The organism is Bosea beijingensis (assembly GCF_030758975.1).
Taxonomy (GTDB): domain Bacteria; phylum Pseudomonadota; class Alphaproteobacteria; order Rhizobiales; family Beijerinckiaceae; genus Allobosea; species Allobosea beijingensis.
Genome location: NZ_CP132359.1, coordinates 4,426,452 through 4,442,943, shown reverse-complemented (window position 1 = coordinate 4,442,943; position 16,492 = coordinate 4,426,452). Strand labels below are relative to the sequence as shown.

18 protein-coding genes and 1 pseudogene are annotated in these 16,492 nt (G+C 65.3%); 7 read left to right on the top strand and 12 right to left on the bottom strand.

Translation table 11 applies throughout. The features are described 5' to 3' along the window. Positions 1 to 167: 167 nt before the first annotated feature. The 11 genes and pseudogenes from Q9235_RS21125 to Q9235_RS21075 all read right to left on the bottom strand — a co-directional run bounded on the left by Q9235_RS21125 (position 168) and on the right by Q9235_RS21075 (position 8,412). A complete protein-coding gene (locus Q9235_RS21125) occupies positions 168 to 647 on the bottom strand; it encodes a DUF411 domain-containing protein (RefSeq protein ID WP_047579394.1) in 480 nt (159 codons plus the stop codon). A gap of 5 nt (positions 648 to 652) precedes the next feature. Further along, positions 653 to 910, bottom strand: coding sequence for a heavy-metal-associated domain-containing protein (locus tag Q9235_RS21120; RefSeq protein ID WP_047579395.1), 258 nt, complete (start codon positions 908 to 910; stop codon positions 653 to 655). A 210-nt stretch (positions 911 to 1,120) separates the two neighbouring features. Beyond that, positions 1,121 to 1,795, bottom strand: a complete 675-nt coding sequence (locus Q9235_RS21115) for a Spy/CpxP family protein refolding chaperone (RefSeq protein ID WP_054207538.1) — start codon at positions 1,793 to 1,795, stop codon at positions 1,121 to 1,123. Positions 1,796 to 1,966: 171 nt separating this feature from the next. After that, positions 1,967 to 2,200 carry a DUF2933 domain-containing protein gene (locus tag Q9235_RS21110; RefSeq protein WP_067255018.1) on the bottom strand — a complete coding sequence of 78 codons (234 nt, stop codon included), beginning with the start codon at positions 2,198 to 2,200 and terminating at the stop codon, positions 1,967 to 1,969. A gap of 127 nt (positions 2,201 to 2,327) precedes the next feature. Further along, positions 2,328 to 3,329 carry a YVTN family beta-propeller repeat protein gene (locus Q9235_RS21105; RefSeq protein WP_054207537.1) on the bottom strand — a complete coding sequence of 334 codons (1,002 nt, stop codon included), beginning with the start codon at positions 3,327 to 3,329 and terminating at the stop codon, positions 2,328 to 2,330. Between the two features lie 604 nt (positions 3,330 to 3,933). Continuing rightward, positions 3,934 to 6,315: a heavy metal translocating P-type ATPase gene (locus Q9235_RS21100; protein ID WP_054207536.1), complete on the bottom strand. Its 2,382-nt coding sequence runs from the start codon at positions 6,313 to 6,315 to the stop codon at positions 3,934 to 3,936. Between the two features lie 220 nt (positions 6,316 to 6,535). Next, positions 6,536 to 6,814, bottom strand: coding sequence for a copper-binding protein (locus tag Q9235_RS21095; RefSeq protein WP_054207535.1), 279 nt, complete (start codon positions 6,812 to 6,814; stop codon positions 6,536 to 6,538). Positions 6,815 to 6,837: 23 nt separating this feature from the next. Further along, positions 6,838 to 7,080 (bottom strand): annotated as a pseudogene (locus Q9235_RS21090) (cupredoxin domain-containing protein); the annotation flags it as partial. Positions 7,081 to 7,082: 2 nt separating this feature from the next. Next, complete coding sequence (locus Q9235_RS21085; RefSeq protein ID WP_100959625.1) at positions 7,083 to 7,508, bottom strand: DUF305 domain-containing protein; 426 nt, start codon at positions 7,506 to 7,508, stop codon at positions 7,083 to 7,085. Between the two features lie 155 nt (positions 7,509 to 7,663). Further along, the gene (gene copM, locus Q9235_RS21080; protein WP_067255015.1) at positions 7,664 to 8,047 is read right to left on the bottom strand and encodes a CopM family metallochaperone; all 384 of its coding nucleotides are present in this window, start codon (positions 8,045 to 8,047) and stop codon (positions 7,664 to 7,666) included. Positions 8,048 to 8,079: 32 nt separating this feature from the next. Next, positions 8,080 to 8,412: a four-helix bundle copper-binding protein gene (locus tag Q9235_RS21075; protein ID WP_054207532.1), complete on the bottom strand. Its 333-nt coding sequence runs from the start codon at positions 8,410 to 8,412 to the stop codon at positions 8,080 to 8,082. 125 nt (positions 8,413 to 8,537) lie between these two features. Here Q9235_RS21075 and Q9235_RS21070 point away from each other — a divergent pair, with 125 nt between their 5' ends. The 7 genes from Q9235_RS21070 to Q9235_RS21040 all read left to right on the top strand — a co-directional run bounded on the left by Q9235_RS21070 (position 8,538) and on the right by Q9235_RS21040 (position 15,979). Further along, positions 8,538 to 8,990 carry a hypothetical protein gene (locus tag Q9235_RS21070; RefSeq protein ID WP_156450861.1) on the top strand — a complete coding sequence of 151 codons (453 nt, stop codon included), beginning with the start codon at positions 8,538 to 8,540 and terminating at the stop codon, positions 8,988 to 8,990. Between the two features lie 128 nt (positions 8,991 to 9,118). Further along, on the top strand, positions 9,119 to 9,517 hold the full coding sequence (locus Q9235_RS21065) for a FixH family protein (protein ID WP_054207530.1): 399 nt from the start codon (positions 9,119 to 9,121) through the stop codon (positions 9,515 to 9,517). After that, positions 9,514 to 10,929, top strand: coding sequence for an efflux RND transporter periplasmic adaptor subunit (locus Q9235_RS21060; RefSeq protein ID WP_054207529.1), 1,416 nt, complete (start codon positions 9,514 to 9,516; stop codon positions 10,927 to 10,929). The genes Q9235_RS21065 and Q9235_RS21060 overlap by 4 nt, the downstream gene beginning before the upstream one ends. After that, positions 10,926 to 14,102 carry an efflux RND transporter permease subunit gene (locus Q9235_RS21055; protein ID WP_306223764.1) on the top strand — a complete coding sequence of 1,059 codons (3,177 nt, stop codon included), beginning with the start codon at positions 10,926 to 10,928 and terminating at the stop codon, positions 14,100 to 14,102. The genes Q9235_RS21060 and Q9235_RS21055 overlap by 4 nt, the downstream gene beginning before the upstream one ends. Positions 14,103 to 14,283: 181 nt before the next feature. Further along, positions 14,284 to 14,775 carry a DUF411 domain-containing protein gene (locus Q9235_RS21050; protein ID WP_100959631.1) on the top strand — a complete coding sequence of 164 codons (492 nt, stop codon included), beginning with the start codon at positions 14,284 to 14,286 and terminating at the stop codon, positions 14,773 to 14,775. 5 nt (positions 14,776 to 14,780) lie between these two features. After that, on the top strand, positions 14,781 to 15,356 hold the full coding sequence (locus Q9235_RS21045; protein WP_068072574.1) for a Crp/Fnr family transcriptional regulator: 576 nt from the start codon (positions 14,781 to 14,783) through the stop codon (positions 15,354 to 15,356). A gap of 59 nt (positions 15,357 to 15,415) precedes the next feature. Continuing rightward, entirely contained in the window at positions 15,416 to 15,979 is a 564-nt protein-coding gene (locus Q9235_RS21040; RefSeq protein WP_054211509.1) for a hypothetical protein, read from the top strand. A gap of 59 nt (positions 15,980 to 16,038) precedes the next feature. Here Q9235_RS21040 and Q9235_RS21035 read toward each other — a convergent pair whose 3' ends face one another. After that, positions 16,039 to 16,389: a hypothetical protein gene (locus Q9235_RS21035; protein ID WP_054211508.1), complete on the bottom strand. Its 351-nt coding sequence runs from the start codon at positions 16,387 to 16,389 to the stop codon at positions 16,039 to 16,041. Positions 16,390 to 16,492: the final 103 nt, after the last annotated feature.

Below are 16,492 nucleotides of genomic sequence, written 5' to 3'. Positions count from 1 at the left end.
GCTTCGCTTTCGCGCTATTTTCCGCGCCATCATGCCATCCGGTTCGGCATCAGACCACGGGTCTGACCGCTGCTGGAACCGCGCTGGCAGTCTCGTGGTCGGAAAACCGCTCCATTGGCCAACCCGAAATCAGGCACTGCCTCGGCAAAGCGCCGATGCGACCCGGATCAGACGCGGTTCACGCCGCGGTAGCGCGCGAAGCTTGTCCGGCCCGACGATCCGAACAGGACGACCTCGTAGCTGTCCGGCGCCTTGCCGACGACCTCCATGCCGGGAGAACCCATCGGCATTCCCCGAACGGCGAGGCCGCGAGCCTGCGGCTTCTCGGCCAGGAGGCGCTTGACGGCGTCAGCCGGCACATGACCCTCGACGACGTAACCGGACACCTCCGCCGTGTGACAGGAGGCAAGGTCGCCCGGCACGCCGAGGCGGAGCTTCACTTGGTCGACGTCGGAGGATGTGACGACCTCGACGGGGAAGCCGGCGGCCTTCATGTGCTCCACCCAGCCACCGCAGCAGCCGCAGTTCGGATCCTTGGTCACGATCACCTTCGGCAGGTTGGCCTGCGCAAAGGCTCGTCCGGCCATCATCGCGGCCCCAGAGGTTCCGAGAACGGCGAGGAAGCTGCGGCGGTTGAGCATGAGCATCTCCTTCAGGCTGCGACCGGGGTATAGCCGGCCTTGGCGACGAGAGCCTTGATGGATGCCAGGTCGCTGCTCCCGCGGACGGACACCAACTTGGAAGCCGGATCGGCTTCGACCTGCGTGCCGGGCAGGCCCGTCTCGATCGCGTTCTTGATCGTGCCAGCGCAGTGACCGCAGGTCATGTCCTCGACCCGCAAGGTCAGGGCATTCGGATCACGTTCGGCCGCCTGATCCGGCCGGGAGGAGTGGTTGTTGCATCCGCACATGGAATGATCTCCGTTTCTCATCGACGTTGAGAGCAGCCTGCACCTTCCCATTATGGCAAGGTCAAGCGGCGTTTCATCACGACGCGCCGATGTCGCGACGGCACGTACCTTTCGAGGATGCCCTTGCGAGGCGCCAACCCCGTGTCCGCCCGCTTTCATCGGTTCGGAGCAGGACCTCGTTGCGAGCCAGGCTCCATCCGGGGTGGCGTATCAATGCTTGTTCGCGGTGTCGTCGTCAGAGCCGTCGGATCCGGGCATCATGGCGCCGCCGGGTCCCATCATTCCCCGACCCATCATGCCTTGCCCCATCATGCCTCGGCTGCCCATCCGGACGAGTGCCGGCAGCCGCCGCTTTTGGGCCTCGTCGAGGGTCGCGTGGAGCGGCGCGGCAGCGTCCGCGAGCTTGCGCATGGCGTCGGATCCCTGGCTCATATGGTCGGCCATGGTGCGCAGCATGTTCACCGGATCGTTTGCCGTCATCCCTCCTGTCTGGCGCATGGCCTGCATATGGCTGAGGTGGAGGGTCGCCAGGTTCCGGAGCGCGGTTTCGACAGGGGGCCATAGCTTTTCCTGGTCGGCGGTCAGCCTCAGCCCGGCATGGATGGACGCGATATGGGCTTCGGCGAAGGCACTCATATCCTCCGCCGAGAATTGGCCCATCATCCCTTGGCTGCCGCCGAGCATGCCTTGACCCTGCATCATCTGGCCCATGGGCATCGGCATTCCGGATTGGCCGGGCATCGCCTGAGGTTTTCCCGGCGCCGTGGATTGGGCCTGCGCCTTGGGGGCTTTACCTGGATGGTGCGGGTCACTGGAAGTCGGCGCCTGGGCCAGCGCGGGCCCGGCAAGGGTAACCAGGACGGTCGCGAGAACGGACATCTTCATGGCGGTGTCTCCTTTGAGCGGTCAAAAAGGGCAAGAACGGCGTCGGCGCAGCTTTCGCGGAATGGCCGCAGGCAGCGCCGATCAGGTTTTCGTCGGGCGCAGCCATTGGTCCCGGGGCCGCAAGGGCCCCAATGTTCCCGGCCGGGCCGCAGACGGCCCGGCCTTGGGCGGTCACTCCCGCTTGTCGTGGTGGCCGTGGCCGCCGTGCATGAACAGATGCATCAGGGGGCAGGCCAGCAGCAGGAGGTAGGGCAGTGCGGTCACGATGTGGCCGCCGTGGTTCGCGAGGAGGTAGATGCCGAGAGCGGCCAACGCGAGCGAGCAGACCCAACCCAGGGGCGTGTTGATCAGCAGGGTCCGCCAGGTTCGTGGCGACTCGGGGGCAGGAGTCGGTGTGGTGGGCATGTCGATCTCTCCCGGTGCGGAGCGTGCCGATCTTGGACCTTGCTTGCGAATGGCGCCTTGAGCGAAATCAAGCGAGGTACCGGAAAGGCTCGTTCCGCCCACCCGGTCTGCTCCCGCTTCCTGACACCTAGCGGGCGGCGATGCCGTTCGGCCCCTTGCCCACCGGATAGGCCTTCCCGGCCGAGAGGCTGCCGAGATCGATCGCGGAGATGGTGTTGGCGTAGGTGTTCGTGACGTAGGCCGTGCGACCGTCGCGAGCGATGACGATGCCGTGCGCTCCCTTGCCGACCGTCACGTTCCGGATCAGCTTGCCGTCCTCGAGCGCGACGACCGACACCCGGTTGTCCGGCTTCGCCGCCGAGCCCTGGTTCGCGACCAGGGCGGCCTTGCCGTCCGGCGTAACGTAGACCTGCACGGGTCCGTTTCCGACGGAGGCCTTCCGCAGCACCTTGCGAGCGTCGACGTCGATGATGGCGACCTTGTCCTCGCCGTTGAGCGAGACCACGAGGATGCGGCCGCTCCGGTCGAACGCGACCTGGACCGGCCGCTTTCCGACGGAGATATGCATGGCCTTCTCCGGATTGCGCGTATCCACCAACGAGACCGTGTCGCTCTTCATGTTGGCGACCGCGAGCAGGTTGCCGTCCGGCGATAGGCGCAGTCCATGCGGGTAGTTCTGCACGGGGATGCGACCGGTTACCCTACGCCCCGGGATATCGACCACCACCACCGAGTTGGTTTCGGCGTCGGTCAGGTAGGCGAAATGCCCTTGTGCGTCGGGGACGACATGCGCCGGATGCCCTCCCACGGTCACGACCTGCGGCGCGCCGGGCGCGTCGCCAGCGACGTCCATGAGAATGAGCTGCCCGCCCGCGGAGCCGTGAGCCGCATGGCTGCCGGACTGTGCCGCAGGCATGCCGGTCGCCAGGATGAGGCGGCCATCGGCGGTGACGTCGACGTTGTGCGGCGAGATCGGAATCGCCGCCGTGGTGGTTTTCGAGGTCTGGGAGTCGATGATGGAGAGGCTCTGCCCGTTCTCGTTGGCGACGACGATCGTGTCGGCCCGGGCGCCGGCGGCACCAAGGGATGTGACGAGGGCGAGTGCAATCTGGGTTCTGCGTGCGAACATCGCATTGTCCTTCCGAAATTCGAATTGAACTGGGTCCCGGTGCCCACGCAGGCCGCGACATCACGGAAGCGGCGGGGTCGGGATTCGGTTGGGTTACGCGATGGATTTTGGCGGTTTGAATCGCACCTCCGGGATTGCCCCGGCCAGCATCAGGTCATTCCCGGGCTGGAGGCAGATGGGTTCGGGCCATCCCGGGAAAGGGGCACCGGCACGGATCATCGCCGGGGGCACGACGAGGCAGCTCGAGGAAGCGCCGAGACAGTCCTGGTCACAGGAAGGGCCGCCCGCCGTTCCCTCGGCGCTGTCTTGATCCGCGTTTCGGCCGTGATGGATGGAGGCCGCCGCCGGGTCGACGTGCCCATGCTCCATGACCAAGGACAGGTGCGTGGCAGGACCGGGCGCCGAAAAGGCAGGCGTCGCCATGCGACCGACCACGAGAACCATCGCGGCGACCGCGAGGAGCATGGCCATCAGCGGAGACAGAGCTTTTTTGCGACGCCTCTTCATTGCAGGAAGTCTACCCGGTTGGCGGACCGAAACCTTGCGCTGCATCAAACAGCCGGACGGACCGGGCGGCTCCCGATGGAACTGCCCGGCCCGGCAACTACAGTCGTACCGTGCGCAGGCGGATCGCGTTGCCGATCACGCTGACCGACGACAGGGCCATCGCGGCCGCCGCGATGATCGGCGACAGCAGGATGCCGAAGAACGGGAAGAGCACTCCCGCCGCCACCGGCACGCCGAGCGCGTTGTAGATGAAGGCGAAGAACAGGTTCTGACGGATGTTGCGCATCACGGCCTGCGACAGCCGTCGCGCCCGCACGATTCCGGTCAGGTCACCTTTCAGCAGGGTCACGCCCGCACTTTCCATCGCCACGTCGGTGCCCGTGCCCATGGCGATGCCGACATCCGCCGCCGCCAGCGCCGGCGCGTCGTTGACGCCGTCGCCCGCCATGGCGACCACCCTGCCGTCCGCCTTGTAACGCTGGACCACGGCACTCTTCTGGTCGGGCAGGACCTCGGCCTCGACCTCGTCGATTCCGAGCCGCCTGGCGACCGCCTTCGCGGTCGTCCAGTTGTCGCCGGTGAGCATCACGACCCGGATGCCTTCCGCCCTGAGCCCGGCGAGCGCCTCCGGCGTCGAAGTCTTGACCGGATCCGCAATGGCGATGGCACCCGCCGCCTTCCCGCCGATTCCGGCGAAGATCACCGTGGCGCCGTCCTCGCGCAACTTGTCCGCCTGGTCCGCCAGGCGAGCGGGATCGATGCCATGCTCGGTCAGGAAGGCCGCGTTGCCGAGCACGACGCGCCGTCCCTCGACGGTACCCAGCGCTCCCTTGCCGGTGGGCGAATCGAAATCGGCGACCGGCGCAGTGGCGATGCCTTGCTTGTCGGCGGCCGCGACGATGGCCAGCGCCAACGGATGTTCGCTCGCTCGCTCCACGCTGGCTGCCAGGCGCAGGATTTCGGCTTCGTCAAAGCCCGGAGCCGGAACCACGGCAGTCACGGATGGCTTGCCCTCCGTGAGGGTTCCGGTCTTGTCGACCACGAGGGTGTCGACCTTCTCCATGTGTTCCAAGGCCTCGGCATTCTTGATCAGAACGCCCGCCTGGGCGCCGCGGCCGACCCCCACCATGATCGACATCGGCGTGGCGAGACCAAGCGCGCATGGACAGGCGATGATGAGCACCGCCACGGCCGCAACGAGGCCGTAGGAAAACCGCGGCTCGGGACCCCAGAACGCCCATGCGATGAAGGCGAGTGCCGCAATGCCGATGACCGCGGGCACGAAGTAGCCCGAGACGTGATCGGCCAATCGCTGGATCGGGGCGCGGCTGCGCTGGGCCTCCGCCACCAGTTGGACGATCCGCGACAGCATCGTGTCGTGCCCAACCTTCTGCGCCTCGATCACGAGGCCGCCGGACTGGTTCATCGTGCCCCCGATGGCCGCGGCGCCGACTTCCTTGGTGACTGGCATCGACTCGCCAGTGACCATCGACTCGTCGACCGCGCTGCGCCCCTCGACGACGACACCATCGACGGGAACCTTCTCGCCCGGCCTCACCCGCAGGCGGTCGCCGACCTGCACGGTGTCGAGCTGGACCTCCTGCTCGGTGCCGTCGGGCATGATCCTGCGGGCCGTCTTGGGCGCGAGGTCGAGCAGGGCGCGAATGGCCCCGCTGGTGCTCTCCCGGGCCCGCAGTTCGAGCACCTGCCCGAGCAGGACGAGAACCGTGATGACGGAAGCCGCTTCGAAGTACACGGCCACCGAACCGTCATGGCCTCGGAACGCGGCCGGGAAGATCCCGGGCGCCAGCGTCGCCACCATGCTGTAGATCCAGGCCACGCCCGTGCCCATGGCGATGAGCGTGAACATGTTGAGGTTGCGCGAAACCAGCGACTGCCAGCCACGCTCGAAGAACGGCCAGCCTGCCCACAGCACGACAGGAGTCGCGAGCAGCATCTGGATCCAGTTCGAGGTCTGCTGGCCGACATAGTGGCCCAGACCCGTCAGGTGCCCGCCCATTTCCAACACGACCACGGGCAGGGAAAGCGCGAGTCCGATCCAGAACCGGCGCGTCATGTCGATCAGTTCGTGGCTGGGACCGGTCTCCGCCGTCGCGAGCACGGGTTCGAGCGCCATGCCGCAGATCGGGCAGGAACCCGGTCCCACCTGTCTGATCTGGGGATGCATCGGGCAGGTGTAGATCGTGCCTTCCGGCACGGGTTCAGCCTTCCGGGCCGCCGCCGGCTCGACGTATTTGGCGGGCTCAGCCATGAATTTCGACTGGCAGCCGGAGGAGCAGAAGTAATAGGGCTTGCCCTCGTACTGCGCCCGGTGCGTGGTCGCGTGCGGGTCGACCGTCATCCCGCAGACCGGGTCCTTCACCTGCCCGGCTGCTCCCTCATGCTCATGATGATGTCCCCCATGGAGGCCATGGTCATGATGATGGCCATGGTCCTTGCTGGTTGGGGTGTCGGTCATGACGGTTCTCCGGGCAGGCATCGATAAGCTGCGGCAAGGTTGGGGCTTCCCATGATGGGAAGGTCAAGCGCGTGCCTCCGGGGCTCCAGCCATCGACGCGATCGAGGCGGGTCTCGACCTCCGTGAACCACCTCAAGACTTGCCGCATCAAGGTGTCCCGAAGGGCCGATCCAGCGCAAGCAAACCGGTGAATGCCTGTGACCCGGATCGGCCGTTTAGGTCACTTCGCCTTTTGAAGCTTGGTGACCGTGATCTGGCCGTTGACGCGGTCTGCGTCGAACTTGATCTTGTCTCCGGCCTTCAGCCCTTTGAGCATGGCGGGATCGCCCGCGCGGAACACCATGGTCATGGCATCCATGTCGAGGTTCTTGATGGCGCCGTGGTTGATGGTGAGCTTGCCCTGGGCCTCGTCGACCTTGGTGACGGTGCCATTGACCGACTGGGCGGCAGCCGGCAGCGCGACCATCAGGAATGCGAGGGTGGCGGTGGTCTTCAGCATGGGATGATCCTTTCCTCTGACGCTTACTTGACGATGATCTTGCCGGTCATGCCCGCTTCGCGATGGCCGGGGATCAGGCAGGAGAAGTCGAACTCGCCCGCCTTGGTGAAGGCCCAGACGATCTCGCCCGTCTTCTTCGGCGCGAGCCGCTTGGCGTTCGGATCGTCGTGTTCCATGTCGGGATTCTTCTGCATCTCGATGGCATGCTTGAGGTTCTCCTCCAGCGTGGCCAGCACCAGCTCGTGGTCGAGTTCGCCGTTGGGGCGTCCTACAGCCGACCTCTTATCGCCTCCATCTGCTGGATCTCCTCGCGTTGTGCCTTCGTGATCGCCTCGCACAACCTCCTCAGATCCGGATTGGCGAGCTTCGCCTCACGACACATGAGGATCGCGCCGGAGTGATGCGGGATCATCGAGTCGACGAACTGGCGATCGTCGATCAGGGTCTGGCTTCGCGTTCCGTAAAACGATGCGACGGTGAGAAACGCAAGGGCGACGTAGTGAATGGTGTTGGCACTCTTGTTCGGGAACATGCCCGGCATCGTCGCCAGCATGAGGATGCCCATCGGCGCCCACATCGTGACCGCCATGTAGAACATGTTCAGATTGTTCCGGAAGTCGCGCCAGCCGTCGATCATCGAGAACATCACGACGTACATGACGATCAGGCCGAGGATCATGTTCAGCCAGAACATCAGATAAGATCTGCCATGCGAGCCGTGACCGCCTTGGGAAGGGCTGCCGGGGGCCCGGTGGTGGTTTTGCATATCCGTCTCCACTGGGCGTGAAAGCGGACGCCACACCCGTCGCGATGAGAACGAAGGTGGCCAGCGCCCGCAGGAAGCAGGGGCTACTGGCCCTTGGCTTTCAGCCATTGCTCGATCGTTTCGACCTCGCGCTGTTGACTGCTGACGATCTCACCCGCCAGCTTTTTGACCGATGGATCCTTGCCGTTCGCGAGTACGACCTTGGCCATCTCGATCGCGCCCTGGTGGTGAGCCTTCATCTGCGTCATGAAATCGACGTCGGCATCGCCCGTGAAGGTCGTCGGCATGGACTGCATCATGTGCATCATCGCCGCCTTGTATTCCTTGGTCGACGCGGAGTCCGAGGCATCCGGCATGATCATCTTCATGGGCATGTCGTGGCCCGTATCGGGCTTGGGAGCTGGCTGGGCGAATGCCACGGTCACGATCGATGCCGCAAGGCAGGCAATCACTGTGAGGTTTCTCATGTGAGTTCTCCCTAGGATAAGGAGGCGAGCGGCTATGCCGCCATCTTCCGGCAACTTTCGGCACACCGCCGACAGGCCCGGACGCAGTCGTCCATATCTCCGATCCGTTCGCATTCGTTGGCGCAGTCCTCGCAGATATCGGCGCACTCGGCGCAGAGATGCTTGTGATGCCGCGAGCCGATGATCATGACCTGGGCGCTGGCGCGACAAGTCTCGGCACAGGCGAGCATCAATTGGATGTGATCCGGGCTGGCATGGTCGCCACCGAGCTTGAGGCAATGGTTGGTGCTCATGCCCAGGCAGGCCTGGTAGCAGCGCAAACATTCGTCAATGCATGCCTGCATCTCGGGGGACGTTTGGTGCACGATCGTTCTCCCTGAAGCTGTTGCGGTTCCATTGAAGGGCTACTCGGGGAAGACGCGTGCGACTGTGAGGAGTTCCTGTCTGAAACAATCTGTAACAATGCGGCGCGGGACGCCCTCGACGGTTATTGACGAGCCGCAACGACGACGGTCGAAGGCCCTGCGATGACGAACTGTTGAAAGTTCCCTCCTTCCTCTGTTTTGGGCGCTGTGCCATTTTCGGTGTCATGAAGCTTCGGCTCGTTGCGCATTGTCTGATTCTGGCCCTGTTCGTCGCGGCCACCACGTTGGCTGCCTTCGTCAGCCCGGCGAGGGCCGGATTCGAGCGGGCCGATACCGTTGAAATGGCGATGCTGATGGACGGTGCCATGCCGTGCTGTCCGACGGATCACGACAAGGCCAAGGACTGCACGACCAACTGTCCGGCGCTGAGCTTCTGCCTGACCAAGTGCTTCGCCAGCGAGCCGACGTCGTTCGTCACGCTCGCCAGGGCGTTCGTCGCCGAGCTCGGCCTGACCGGAGACGAGGCCACGCGTCAGTCTCGTCCGTTCGAGCCACCCGCGCGACCTCCACGAAGCTGAGGCATCGCCGGCGCGAACCGCGCTGGCTTCGTCCGCACGGGACTTCCGGGCGGACGGTGAGCCGTGGCCAACGCCACGTCCGAGGCTGTGCGCCTGTGCGGCAGCCTGATGCACTCAGGACTACGAACATGACCCTCATCAACACGTTGCGCGTGCTTGCCGCAGCGCTTCCGCTCGCCGCCGTTTCGCTCCCGGCGCTCGCGGACATCAAGGATTACGAGTTCCGGCTCGTGCAGAACGAGATCAAGCAGGGCAACGGCGTCGTCGTCGCCGTGACGCTCATCGACAAGCGTTCGGGCAAGCCCGTCCCGGACGCGGTGATCTTCGCCCAGCGCATCGACATGGCACCCGACGGGATGGAGATGATGGCCTCGCCGATCGAGACGATGCCGTCGACCGAGTCGGGCACCTACCGCTTCAAGACGAACCTGACGATGGCCGGCGGTTGGCGGCTCTCGCTCGGCGCCAAGGTCCAGGGCGAAACCGGCACGCTCGAAAACAAGCTGATCCTCAAGGCCCTGCCATGAAACCCAACGCCCTCACGGGCCTCGCTCTCGCCGCCATGCTGGCGGCGGGAGGTGCGGGCTATTGGGCCGGACATCGCGGCCTTGCGGTCGGCTGGCGTGATTGGCTCGGCATCGAAGGTTCGCTCGCGGCAAACGAGCCTGCCGGAACCGGACCGATCATCTACTATCAGGATCCGGACCGGAAGCCGGTCTATTCGGCGCAGCCGCGCCAGACCGATGACGGCAGGCCCTTCACGGCCGTCCGCGCCAGCCAGGACGTCAGCTTCGAGGTGAAGCCTCCGAGCGAGGAGCGGATGGCGCAGGCCGACCCGAAGCGCGTTCTCTACTACCGCAATCCCATGGGGCTCCCGGATACGTCGCCGGTTCCGAAGAAGGACTCGATGGGGATGGACTATCTCCCCGTCTACGAAGGCGAGGGAAACGAGGACGGCGTCATCAAGCTCTCGCCCGGGCGCATCCAGCGCAGCGGCGTGCGCTCCGAACCCGTCCGGCGTCAGAACATCGTCCAGACGATTCACGTGCCCGGCGTGGTGCAACTCGACGAGCGACGGGTTTCGGTCGTGACGATCCGGGCGGATGCCTTCGTCCAGGAGGTCGCTCCGATCACGACCGGTGACCGCGTCACGAAGGGGACCAAACTGGCGCGGATCTATTCGCCGGAGATCAGCACCGCCGGCGCGCAGTTCATCACCGAGCTCAATGCCGCCGCGCGCGGCGTGCCCGAAGGCGGCGCAAGGCAGCGTCTCGAAAACCTCGGCGTCCCGCCGGAGGTCATCGCCGAGATCGAGCGCAGCCGAAAGGTGCCGCTGACGATCAACTGGTCGGCGCCGCGCGACGGCATCGTGCTGGAACGTTCGGTCAGTGACGGCATGAAGATGACGGCCGGCGGCAGTCTGTTCCGGCTCGCCGACATCTCGACGATCTGGGTTCTGGCCGATGTTCCGGAACGCCAACTGGCGGCCGTCGGCATCGGCGCGCCAGCCACGGTGCGATTGCGCGGCCGTCCGGGGAGTTCCTTCGAGGGACGCGTCAGCGTGATCTACCCGGAGATTGCCGAGGCGACGCGCACGGCAAAGGTCCGCATCGAGATCGGCAACCGCGACGGCATGCTGCTGCCGAACATGTATGCCGACGTCGATATCGGCTCCGATGACCCAGCTCCGCAGCTCGCGGTTCCCGACAGCGCCGTGATCGACAGCGGCTCGCGCCGGGTCGTCATTCTTGATCTGGGCGAGGGTCGGTTCGAGCCGCGCGAGGTCAAGCTCGGCCGCCGCGGCGATGGCAGGGTCGCGATCACCGAGGGGGTCGCCGAGGGCGATCGCGTCGTCGTCTCGGCCAACTTCCTGATCGATGCCGAGAGCAACCTTAAGGCCGCCCTGGGCGGCTTCGCCCAGCCGGAGGCCAAGCCATGATCGCCCGCCTGATCGCCTGGTCGGCGCGCAACCTGATCCTCGTCTTCGTTGCCGCCGCCTTCGCTGTGGCGGCGGGTGTTTATGCGTTGAAGACCCTGCCGCTCGACGCGATCCCCGACCTCTCCGATGTCCAGGTCATCGTCTACACCGAGTACCCCGGCCAGGCACCTCAGGTGATCGAGGACCAGGTCACCTATCCGCTGACCACCTCGATGCTGACCGTGCCGAAGGCGCGCGTCGTGCGCGGCTTCTCCTTCTTCGGCGTCTCCTTCGTCTACGTCATCTTCGAGGACGGCACCGATCCCTATTGGGCGCGCTCGCGCGTGCTCGAATATCTCAATGCCGCCGCGCGGCGTCTCCCGACGGGCGTCTCGCCCACGCTCGGGCCCGATGCGACCGGCGTGGGCTGGGTCTACCAGTACGCGGTCCTCGCCAAGAACATGACCCTGGCGGAACTACGCTCGCTCCAGGACTGGGTCGTGCGCTTCGCGGCTTCTCGTGCCGAGGGGGTGGCCGAGGTCGCCAGCGTCGGCGGCTTCGTCAAGCAATACGCGATCATCGTCGATCCCGTGCGGCTGCGCGCCCAGGGCGTCTCGCTCGCGACGCTGCGCGAGGCGGTCCGCAGCAGCAATATGGACGTCGGCGGACGCACGGTCGAGCTTAGCGAGTTCGAGTTCATGGTTCGCGGCCGCGGCTACCTGAAGTCGATCGCCGATATCGAGAACATCGTCCTGAAGAGCGATCGGGGCGTGCCGCTGCGCCTCTCCGACGTCGCCCGTGTCGAACTCGGTCCGGATGAGCGGCGCGGCATCACCGAACTCAACGGCGAGGGGGAGGTCGCCAGCGGTATCATCCTGCAACGCTTCGGCGCCAACGCGCTCTCCGTGATCGAACACGCCAAGGCACGTCTTGCCGAGGTCGCGGCGAGCCTGCCGGGCGGGGCTGAGATCGTGCCGGTCTACGACCGCTCCGGGTTGATCGAGCGGGCGATCGAGACGCTGAAGGGCACGCTGATCGAGGAGAGCATCATCGTCGCGCTGGTCTGCATCGTCTTCCTACTGCATCTGCGCAGCGCCCTGGTCGCGATCATCATGCTGCCCGTCGGCATCCTGATGGCCTTCGCGGCGATGAAGGCTCTGGGGCTTGGCTCCAACATCATGAGCCTCGGCGGCATCGCCATCGCCGTCGGCGCGATGATCGACGCCGCCATCGTCATGATCGAGAACGCCCACAAGCACCTGGAACGGGCTCAGCCGGACAAGCCCCGCGTCGAGATCCTGATCGAGGCGGCGAGCGAGGTCGGCCCGGCGCTGTTCTTCAGCCTGCTCGTCATCACCGTCTCCTTCCTGCCGATCTTCACCCTGGAGGCCGAGGAAGGTCGCCTGTTCGGGCCGCTCGCCTTCACCAAGACCTTCGCCATGGCGGCCGCGGCGCTCCTGTCGGTGACGCTGGTCCCGGCGCTGATGGTCGTCTTCGTCAGGGGCAGGATCATCCCGGAGAGCCGGAACCCGATCAATCGCGGCCTGATCGCGCTCTACCGTCCGATGATCCGCGGCGTTCTCGGGGCCAAGACCCTGACGATCCTGCTGGCCATGGCGGTGCTGGCGCTCAGCCTCTGGCCCGCGCGGCAACTCGGCTCGGAATTCATGCCGTCCCTCGACGAGGGCACGCTGATGTACATGCCGACGACCTTGCCCGGCATCTCCGTGACCAAGGCGGCGGAGCTGCTGCAAACCCAGAACCGGATCATCCGCTCCTTTCCTGAGGTCGCCTCGGTCTACGGCAAGGCCGGGCGCGCCCAGACCGCGACCGATCCGGCGCCGACCGAGATGTTCGAGACCATCATCAACCTGAAACCGAAGGCGGAATGGCGCGAAGGCGTCACGCTCGACAGCCTCAAGGCGGAGATGGACAAGGCGCTCCAGTTCCCCGGCGTCTCCAACGCCTGGACGCAGCCCATCCGCGCGCGCATCGACATGCTCGCGACCGGCATCCGCACGCCGATCGGGGTCAAGGTGTTCGGCACCGATCTCGCCCAGATGGAGGCGATCTCTCGCCAGATCGAGACGGTGCTGAAGGCCGTCCCGGGCACGAGCAGTGCCTATGCCGAGCGCGTCATCGGCGGCTATTTTCTCGACATCGTGCCGGACCGGATCGCACTCGGCCGCTACGGGCTTTCCGTTGGCGACGTCCAGAATGCGGTCGTGATGGCGATGGGCGGCGAGACCGTGACGACGACGGTCGAAGGGCGCGAGCGCTACGGGGTGGCGATCCGCTATCCTCGCGACCTGCGCTCCGATCCGCAGGCGATCGCGCGCGAGGTCCAGGTCTCGACGCCGTCCGGCGCCAGCTTGCCGCTCGGCGAGGTCGCAAGCGTCGAGCGCAAGCGTGGCGCCACCTCGATCCGGACCGAGAATGGCGAGCTCGCGGTCTACATCTTCGTCGATACGGTCGGGCGCGACCTCGGCGGCTACGTTCGCGACGCCCAGAACGCGATCGCGCAGAGCGTCAAGCTGCCCGCGGGCTTCCGCATCGCCTGGAGCGGTCAGTTCGAATATCTCGAACGGGCCGAGGCACGCCTCAAGCTGGTCGTGCCGGTGACGCTCGCGATCATCTTCCTGCTGCTCTACCTGAATTTCCGCAGGCTGACCGAGACGTTCATCGTCATGCTCTCGCTGCCATTCGCGCTGGTCGGCGGCATCTGGCTGCTCTGGTGGCTCGGCTTCAACATGTCGGTCGCCGTTGCGGTCGGCTTCATTGCGCTCGCCGGCGTCGCTGCCGAGACCGGCGTGATCATGCTGATCTACCTCGATCACGCGCTCGGCGAGGTGCGTGCGCGCTGTGAAGCACAGGGGCGGGCGTTCACCCGCGCGGACCTGCATGAGGCAATCATGCTCGGTGCCGTCGAACGCGTGCGGCCGAAGATCATGACCGTGGTCGCGATCATGGCGGGACTGCTCCCCATCCTCTGGAACACCGGCACGGGCTCGGAGGTGATGCAGCGGATCGCCGTGCCGATGATCGGCGGAATGGTCTCCTCGACCGTGCTGACGCTGCTGGTGATCCCGGCGATCTACGGCCTGGTCAAGGGCTGGCGGCTGCCGTCGACCCTGGCGCCTGAGAAGGCAGCATCGGAAGCCGCCTCAGCGCCCCTTGTTGCTGCTGTCGAATGATGGAGGGACCAGGCATGCACGACATGATGGGTGAAATGGGCTGGGGCATGGGTCTCGCGGGCCTGCTCGGAATCGCGGTTCTGCTGCTCGTGATCGCCGCGCTCGTAAAATACGTCTTCTTCCGGTGAAGGTGCTGGACGCGCGACTGGAGAAGGACCTAACCAAGGCAAAGGAGACAATCGTGCCGATCGAGCTTTCCCTATCCCGCCGCGCGCTGTTGATCGGCGCCGCACAGGCGGTTTCAGCGTTCGCGCTGCGGCGCCCTGTTTCGGCCGCCGAGACGCCTCCGAAGATGGTCGTGACCCGGGATCCCAATTGCGGCTGTTGCCGCGGCTGGGTCACGCATATGCGGAAAGCAGGCTTTCCGGTTGAGATGGTTGAGGTTGCCGACGTCACGCCGCTTAAGACCCGGCTGGGTGTGCCCGATAGTCTGATGTCCTGCCACACCGCCGAAATCGGTGGCTATGTCGTCGAAGGCCACGTTCCGGCCGAGGCGATCAAGCGGCTTCTGATCGAGCGCCCGAAGGTGACGGGCCTCGCGGTTGCAGGGATGCCGGTCGGTTCACCAGGAATGCAGGTGCCCGGGCAGGCGCCCGAGGATTATGACGTCGTCATCTTTTCCGCCAGCAGGCAGCATGTTTTCGCGCGCTATCGGGGGCTGCAACAGATCTGATGGCAATGGCGTCCATCCTCGCCGGATTGAAGCCGGTCATTCGGGAACTCGCGGCGGGCGAGACTCTATTCGCGAGCGGGGATGCGACGCGGGGCTTCTTCCTGGTCCGCAGAGGGCAGATTCGCCTTGCGCGCTTCAGCGCCAGTGGGTGCGAGACCCTCCTCTTCGTCGCCGGACCGGGAGAGCGTTTCGCCGAAGCCTCGTTGTTCGTCGAGACATATCATTGCGATGCGCGGGCCGTGGCGGAGAGCTCGGTCGCCTGCTTTCCCAAGTCAGCGGCGCTCGCCCTGTTGGAGGGCGATGCGACCGCACGGTTGGAGCTAACGGCGGACCTTGCTCGGCAGGTGATGGAACTCCGGTCCGCCTTGACCCTGCGCGATGTTCGCTCGGCGCGAGAGCGGGTGCTCGGCTACCTCGTGGCGCGAACCGGCGTCGACGGCCGCACCATTACCATCGGCGGGCCGCTGAAGGACATCGCGGCGATGATCGGTCTGGCGCCTGAGGTTCTGTACCGGACGCTCGCGCTGTTGGAATCCGAACGGATCATTCGGAGAGGAAACGGCATTATCGAGCTGACATGATTTCAATCATGTTGCGGCGCTTCCGACACCCTTATCGGAATGATCGAGGAGACCGTTCCATGATCAAAGCAATCGCGTTCAGCCTGCTCATCCTGGCGATCTCCGGATGGGTCGCTCCCGTCTCGGCTCAATCCGTGAGTCCTTACGCTGGCCAGGAGGCGCGCGAGATCAAGGCTCTCTCACGAAATGAGATCGATGACCTGTCTTTGGGGCGCGGCATGGGTTTGGCCAAGCCCGCGGAACTCAACCGATATCCCGGTCCACTTCACGCGCTCGAACTGGCGTCCGAACTCCAGCTTTCGGCCGAACAGCGCAGCGGCTTGAAGAAATCCGAGGCGCGCATGAAAGCGGGCGCGATGGCGTTGGGCGCCGAAATCCTGGACTTGGAGCTCAAGCTCGATGTGGCCTTCGCACGGCGCACGATCGAGCCATTGCGCCTGCGTGAACTGACGGCCCAAATCGGCACCAGGCAGGGCTCATTGCGGGCGGTACATTTGCAGGCCCATATCGAGACGGCTGGCCTGCTCACCTCGGATCAGATCGCGCGATATGATGTTCTGCGTGGCTACCGCAATCCATCGCCGGCGGCGCCGAGCGGCCACCATCTGAAGCAGCACCGTTGAAGTCGTTGTCCGCGACGGCATCGCCCCTTTGCCGCAGTGGGCGCAAGACGAACCGCCTATCATCCACCGTTGGCGCACGATACGCGTGTCTGTTCCATGTAGAGTACGCCATCCCTGACGGACATCGCGAAAGCTCGACGAAGGCCGCTGTCGAACGTGACTACGATCGAATTGTCGGCGACCACATAGCTGCCAGTGGTCTGCCATAGCCCGTCATACGCGAAGTGTCCGTCGGCTCCGAACGCGAACCTCGCGCCTCCCGGCGTAGTGCATAGCTTGCCGTGAACCGCTTGCGTGATCTCTTGGGCGCCCAATCGCAATCCCGAGGGATGAGCTTGAGCGATCTCAGTGGAAGCGACGAGGAAGGGCAGCAGTCCCGCCGCTGCGAAAAGGACACCCTGGAGACCCATTCTCGCCTCCTTGGATCAAGGAACCGTGCCTCGTATATTATACCACAAGATTGGATTTCTGAGGGACCGCGGCATGGAAACTTTCGTCCACCGGACGCGGGAG

Coding starts and splice junctions, on each gene's coding strand:
- Q9235_RS21125 (WP_047579394.1), bottom strand. CDS start 647: ATGCTCATGCTCAACCGCCGCAGCTTCCTCGCCGTTCTCGGAACCTCT.
- Q9235_RS21120 (WP_047579395.1), bottom strand. CDS start 910: ATGTGCGGATGCAACAACCACTCCTCCCGGCCGGATCAGGCGGCCGAA.
- Q9235_RS21115 (WP_054207538.1), bottom strand. CDS start 1,795: ATGAAGATGTCCGTTCTCGCGACCGTCCTGGTTACCCTTGCCGGGCCC.
- Q9235_RS21110 (WP_067255018.1), bottom strand. CDS start 2,200: ATGCCCACCACACCGACTCCTGCCCCCGAGTCGCCACGAACCTGGCGG.
- Q9235_RS21105 (WP_054207537.1), bottom strand. CDS start 3,329: ATGTTCGCACGCAGAACCCAGATTGCACTCGCCCTCGTCACATCCCTT.
- Q9235_RS21100 (WP_054207536.1), bottom strand. CDS start 6,315: ATGACCGACACCCCAACCAGCAAGGACCATGGCCATCATCATGACCAT.
- Q9235_RS21095 (WP_054207535.1), bottom strand. CDS start 6,814: ATGCTGAAGACCACCGCCACCCTCGCATTCCTGATGGTCGCGCTGCCG.
- Q9235_RS21085 (WP_100959625.1), bottom strand. CDS start 7,508: ATGTTCTGGCTGAACATGATCCTCGGCCTGATCGTCATGTACGTCGTG.
- copM (WP_067255015.1), bottom strand. CDS start 8,047: ATGAGAAACCTCACAGTGATTGCCTGCCTTGCGGCATCGATCGTGACC.
- Q9235_RS21065 (WP_054207530.1), top strand. CDS start 9,119: ATGACCCTCATCAACACGTTGCGCGTGCTTGCCGCAGCGCTTCCGCTC.
- Q9235_RS21060 (WP_054207529.1), top strand. CDS start 9,514: ATGAAACCCAACGCCCTCACGGGCCTCGCTCTCGCCGCCATGCTGGCG.
- Q9235_RS21055 (WP_306223764.1), top strand. CDS start 10,926: ATGATCGCCCGCCTGATCGCCTGGTCGGCGCGCAACCTGATCCTCGTC.
- Q9235_RS21045 (WP_068072574.1), top strand. CDS start 14,781: ATGGCGTCCATCCTCGCCGGATTGAAGCCGGTCATTCGGGAACTCGCG.
- Q9235_RS21040 (WP_054211509.1), top strand. CDS start 15,416: ATGATCAAAGCAATCGCGTTCAGCCTGCTCATCCTGGCGATCTCCGGA.
- Q9235_RS21035 (WP_054211508.1), bottom strand. CDS start 16,389: ATGGGTCTCCAGGGTGTCCTTTTCGCAGCGGCGGGACTGCTGCCCTTC.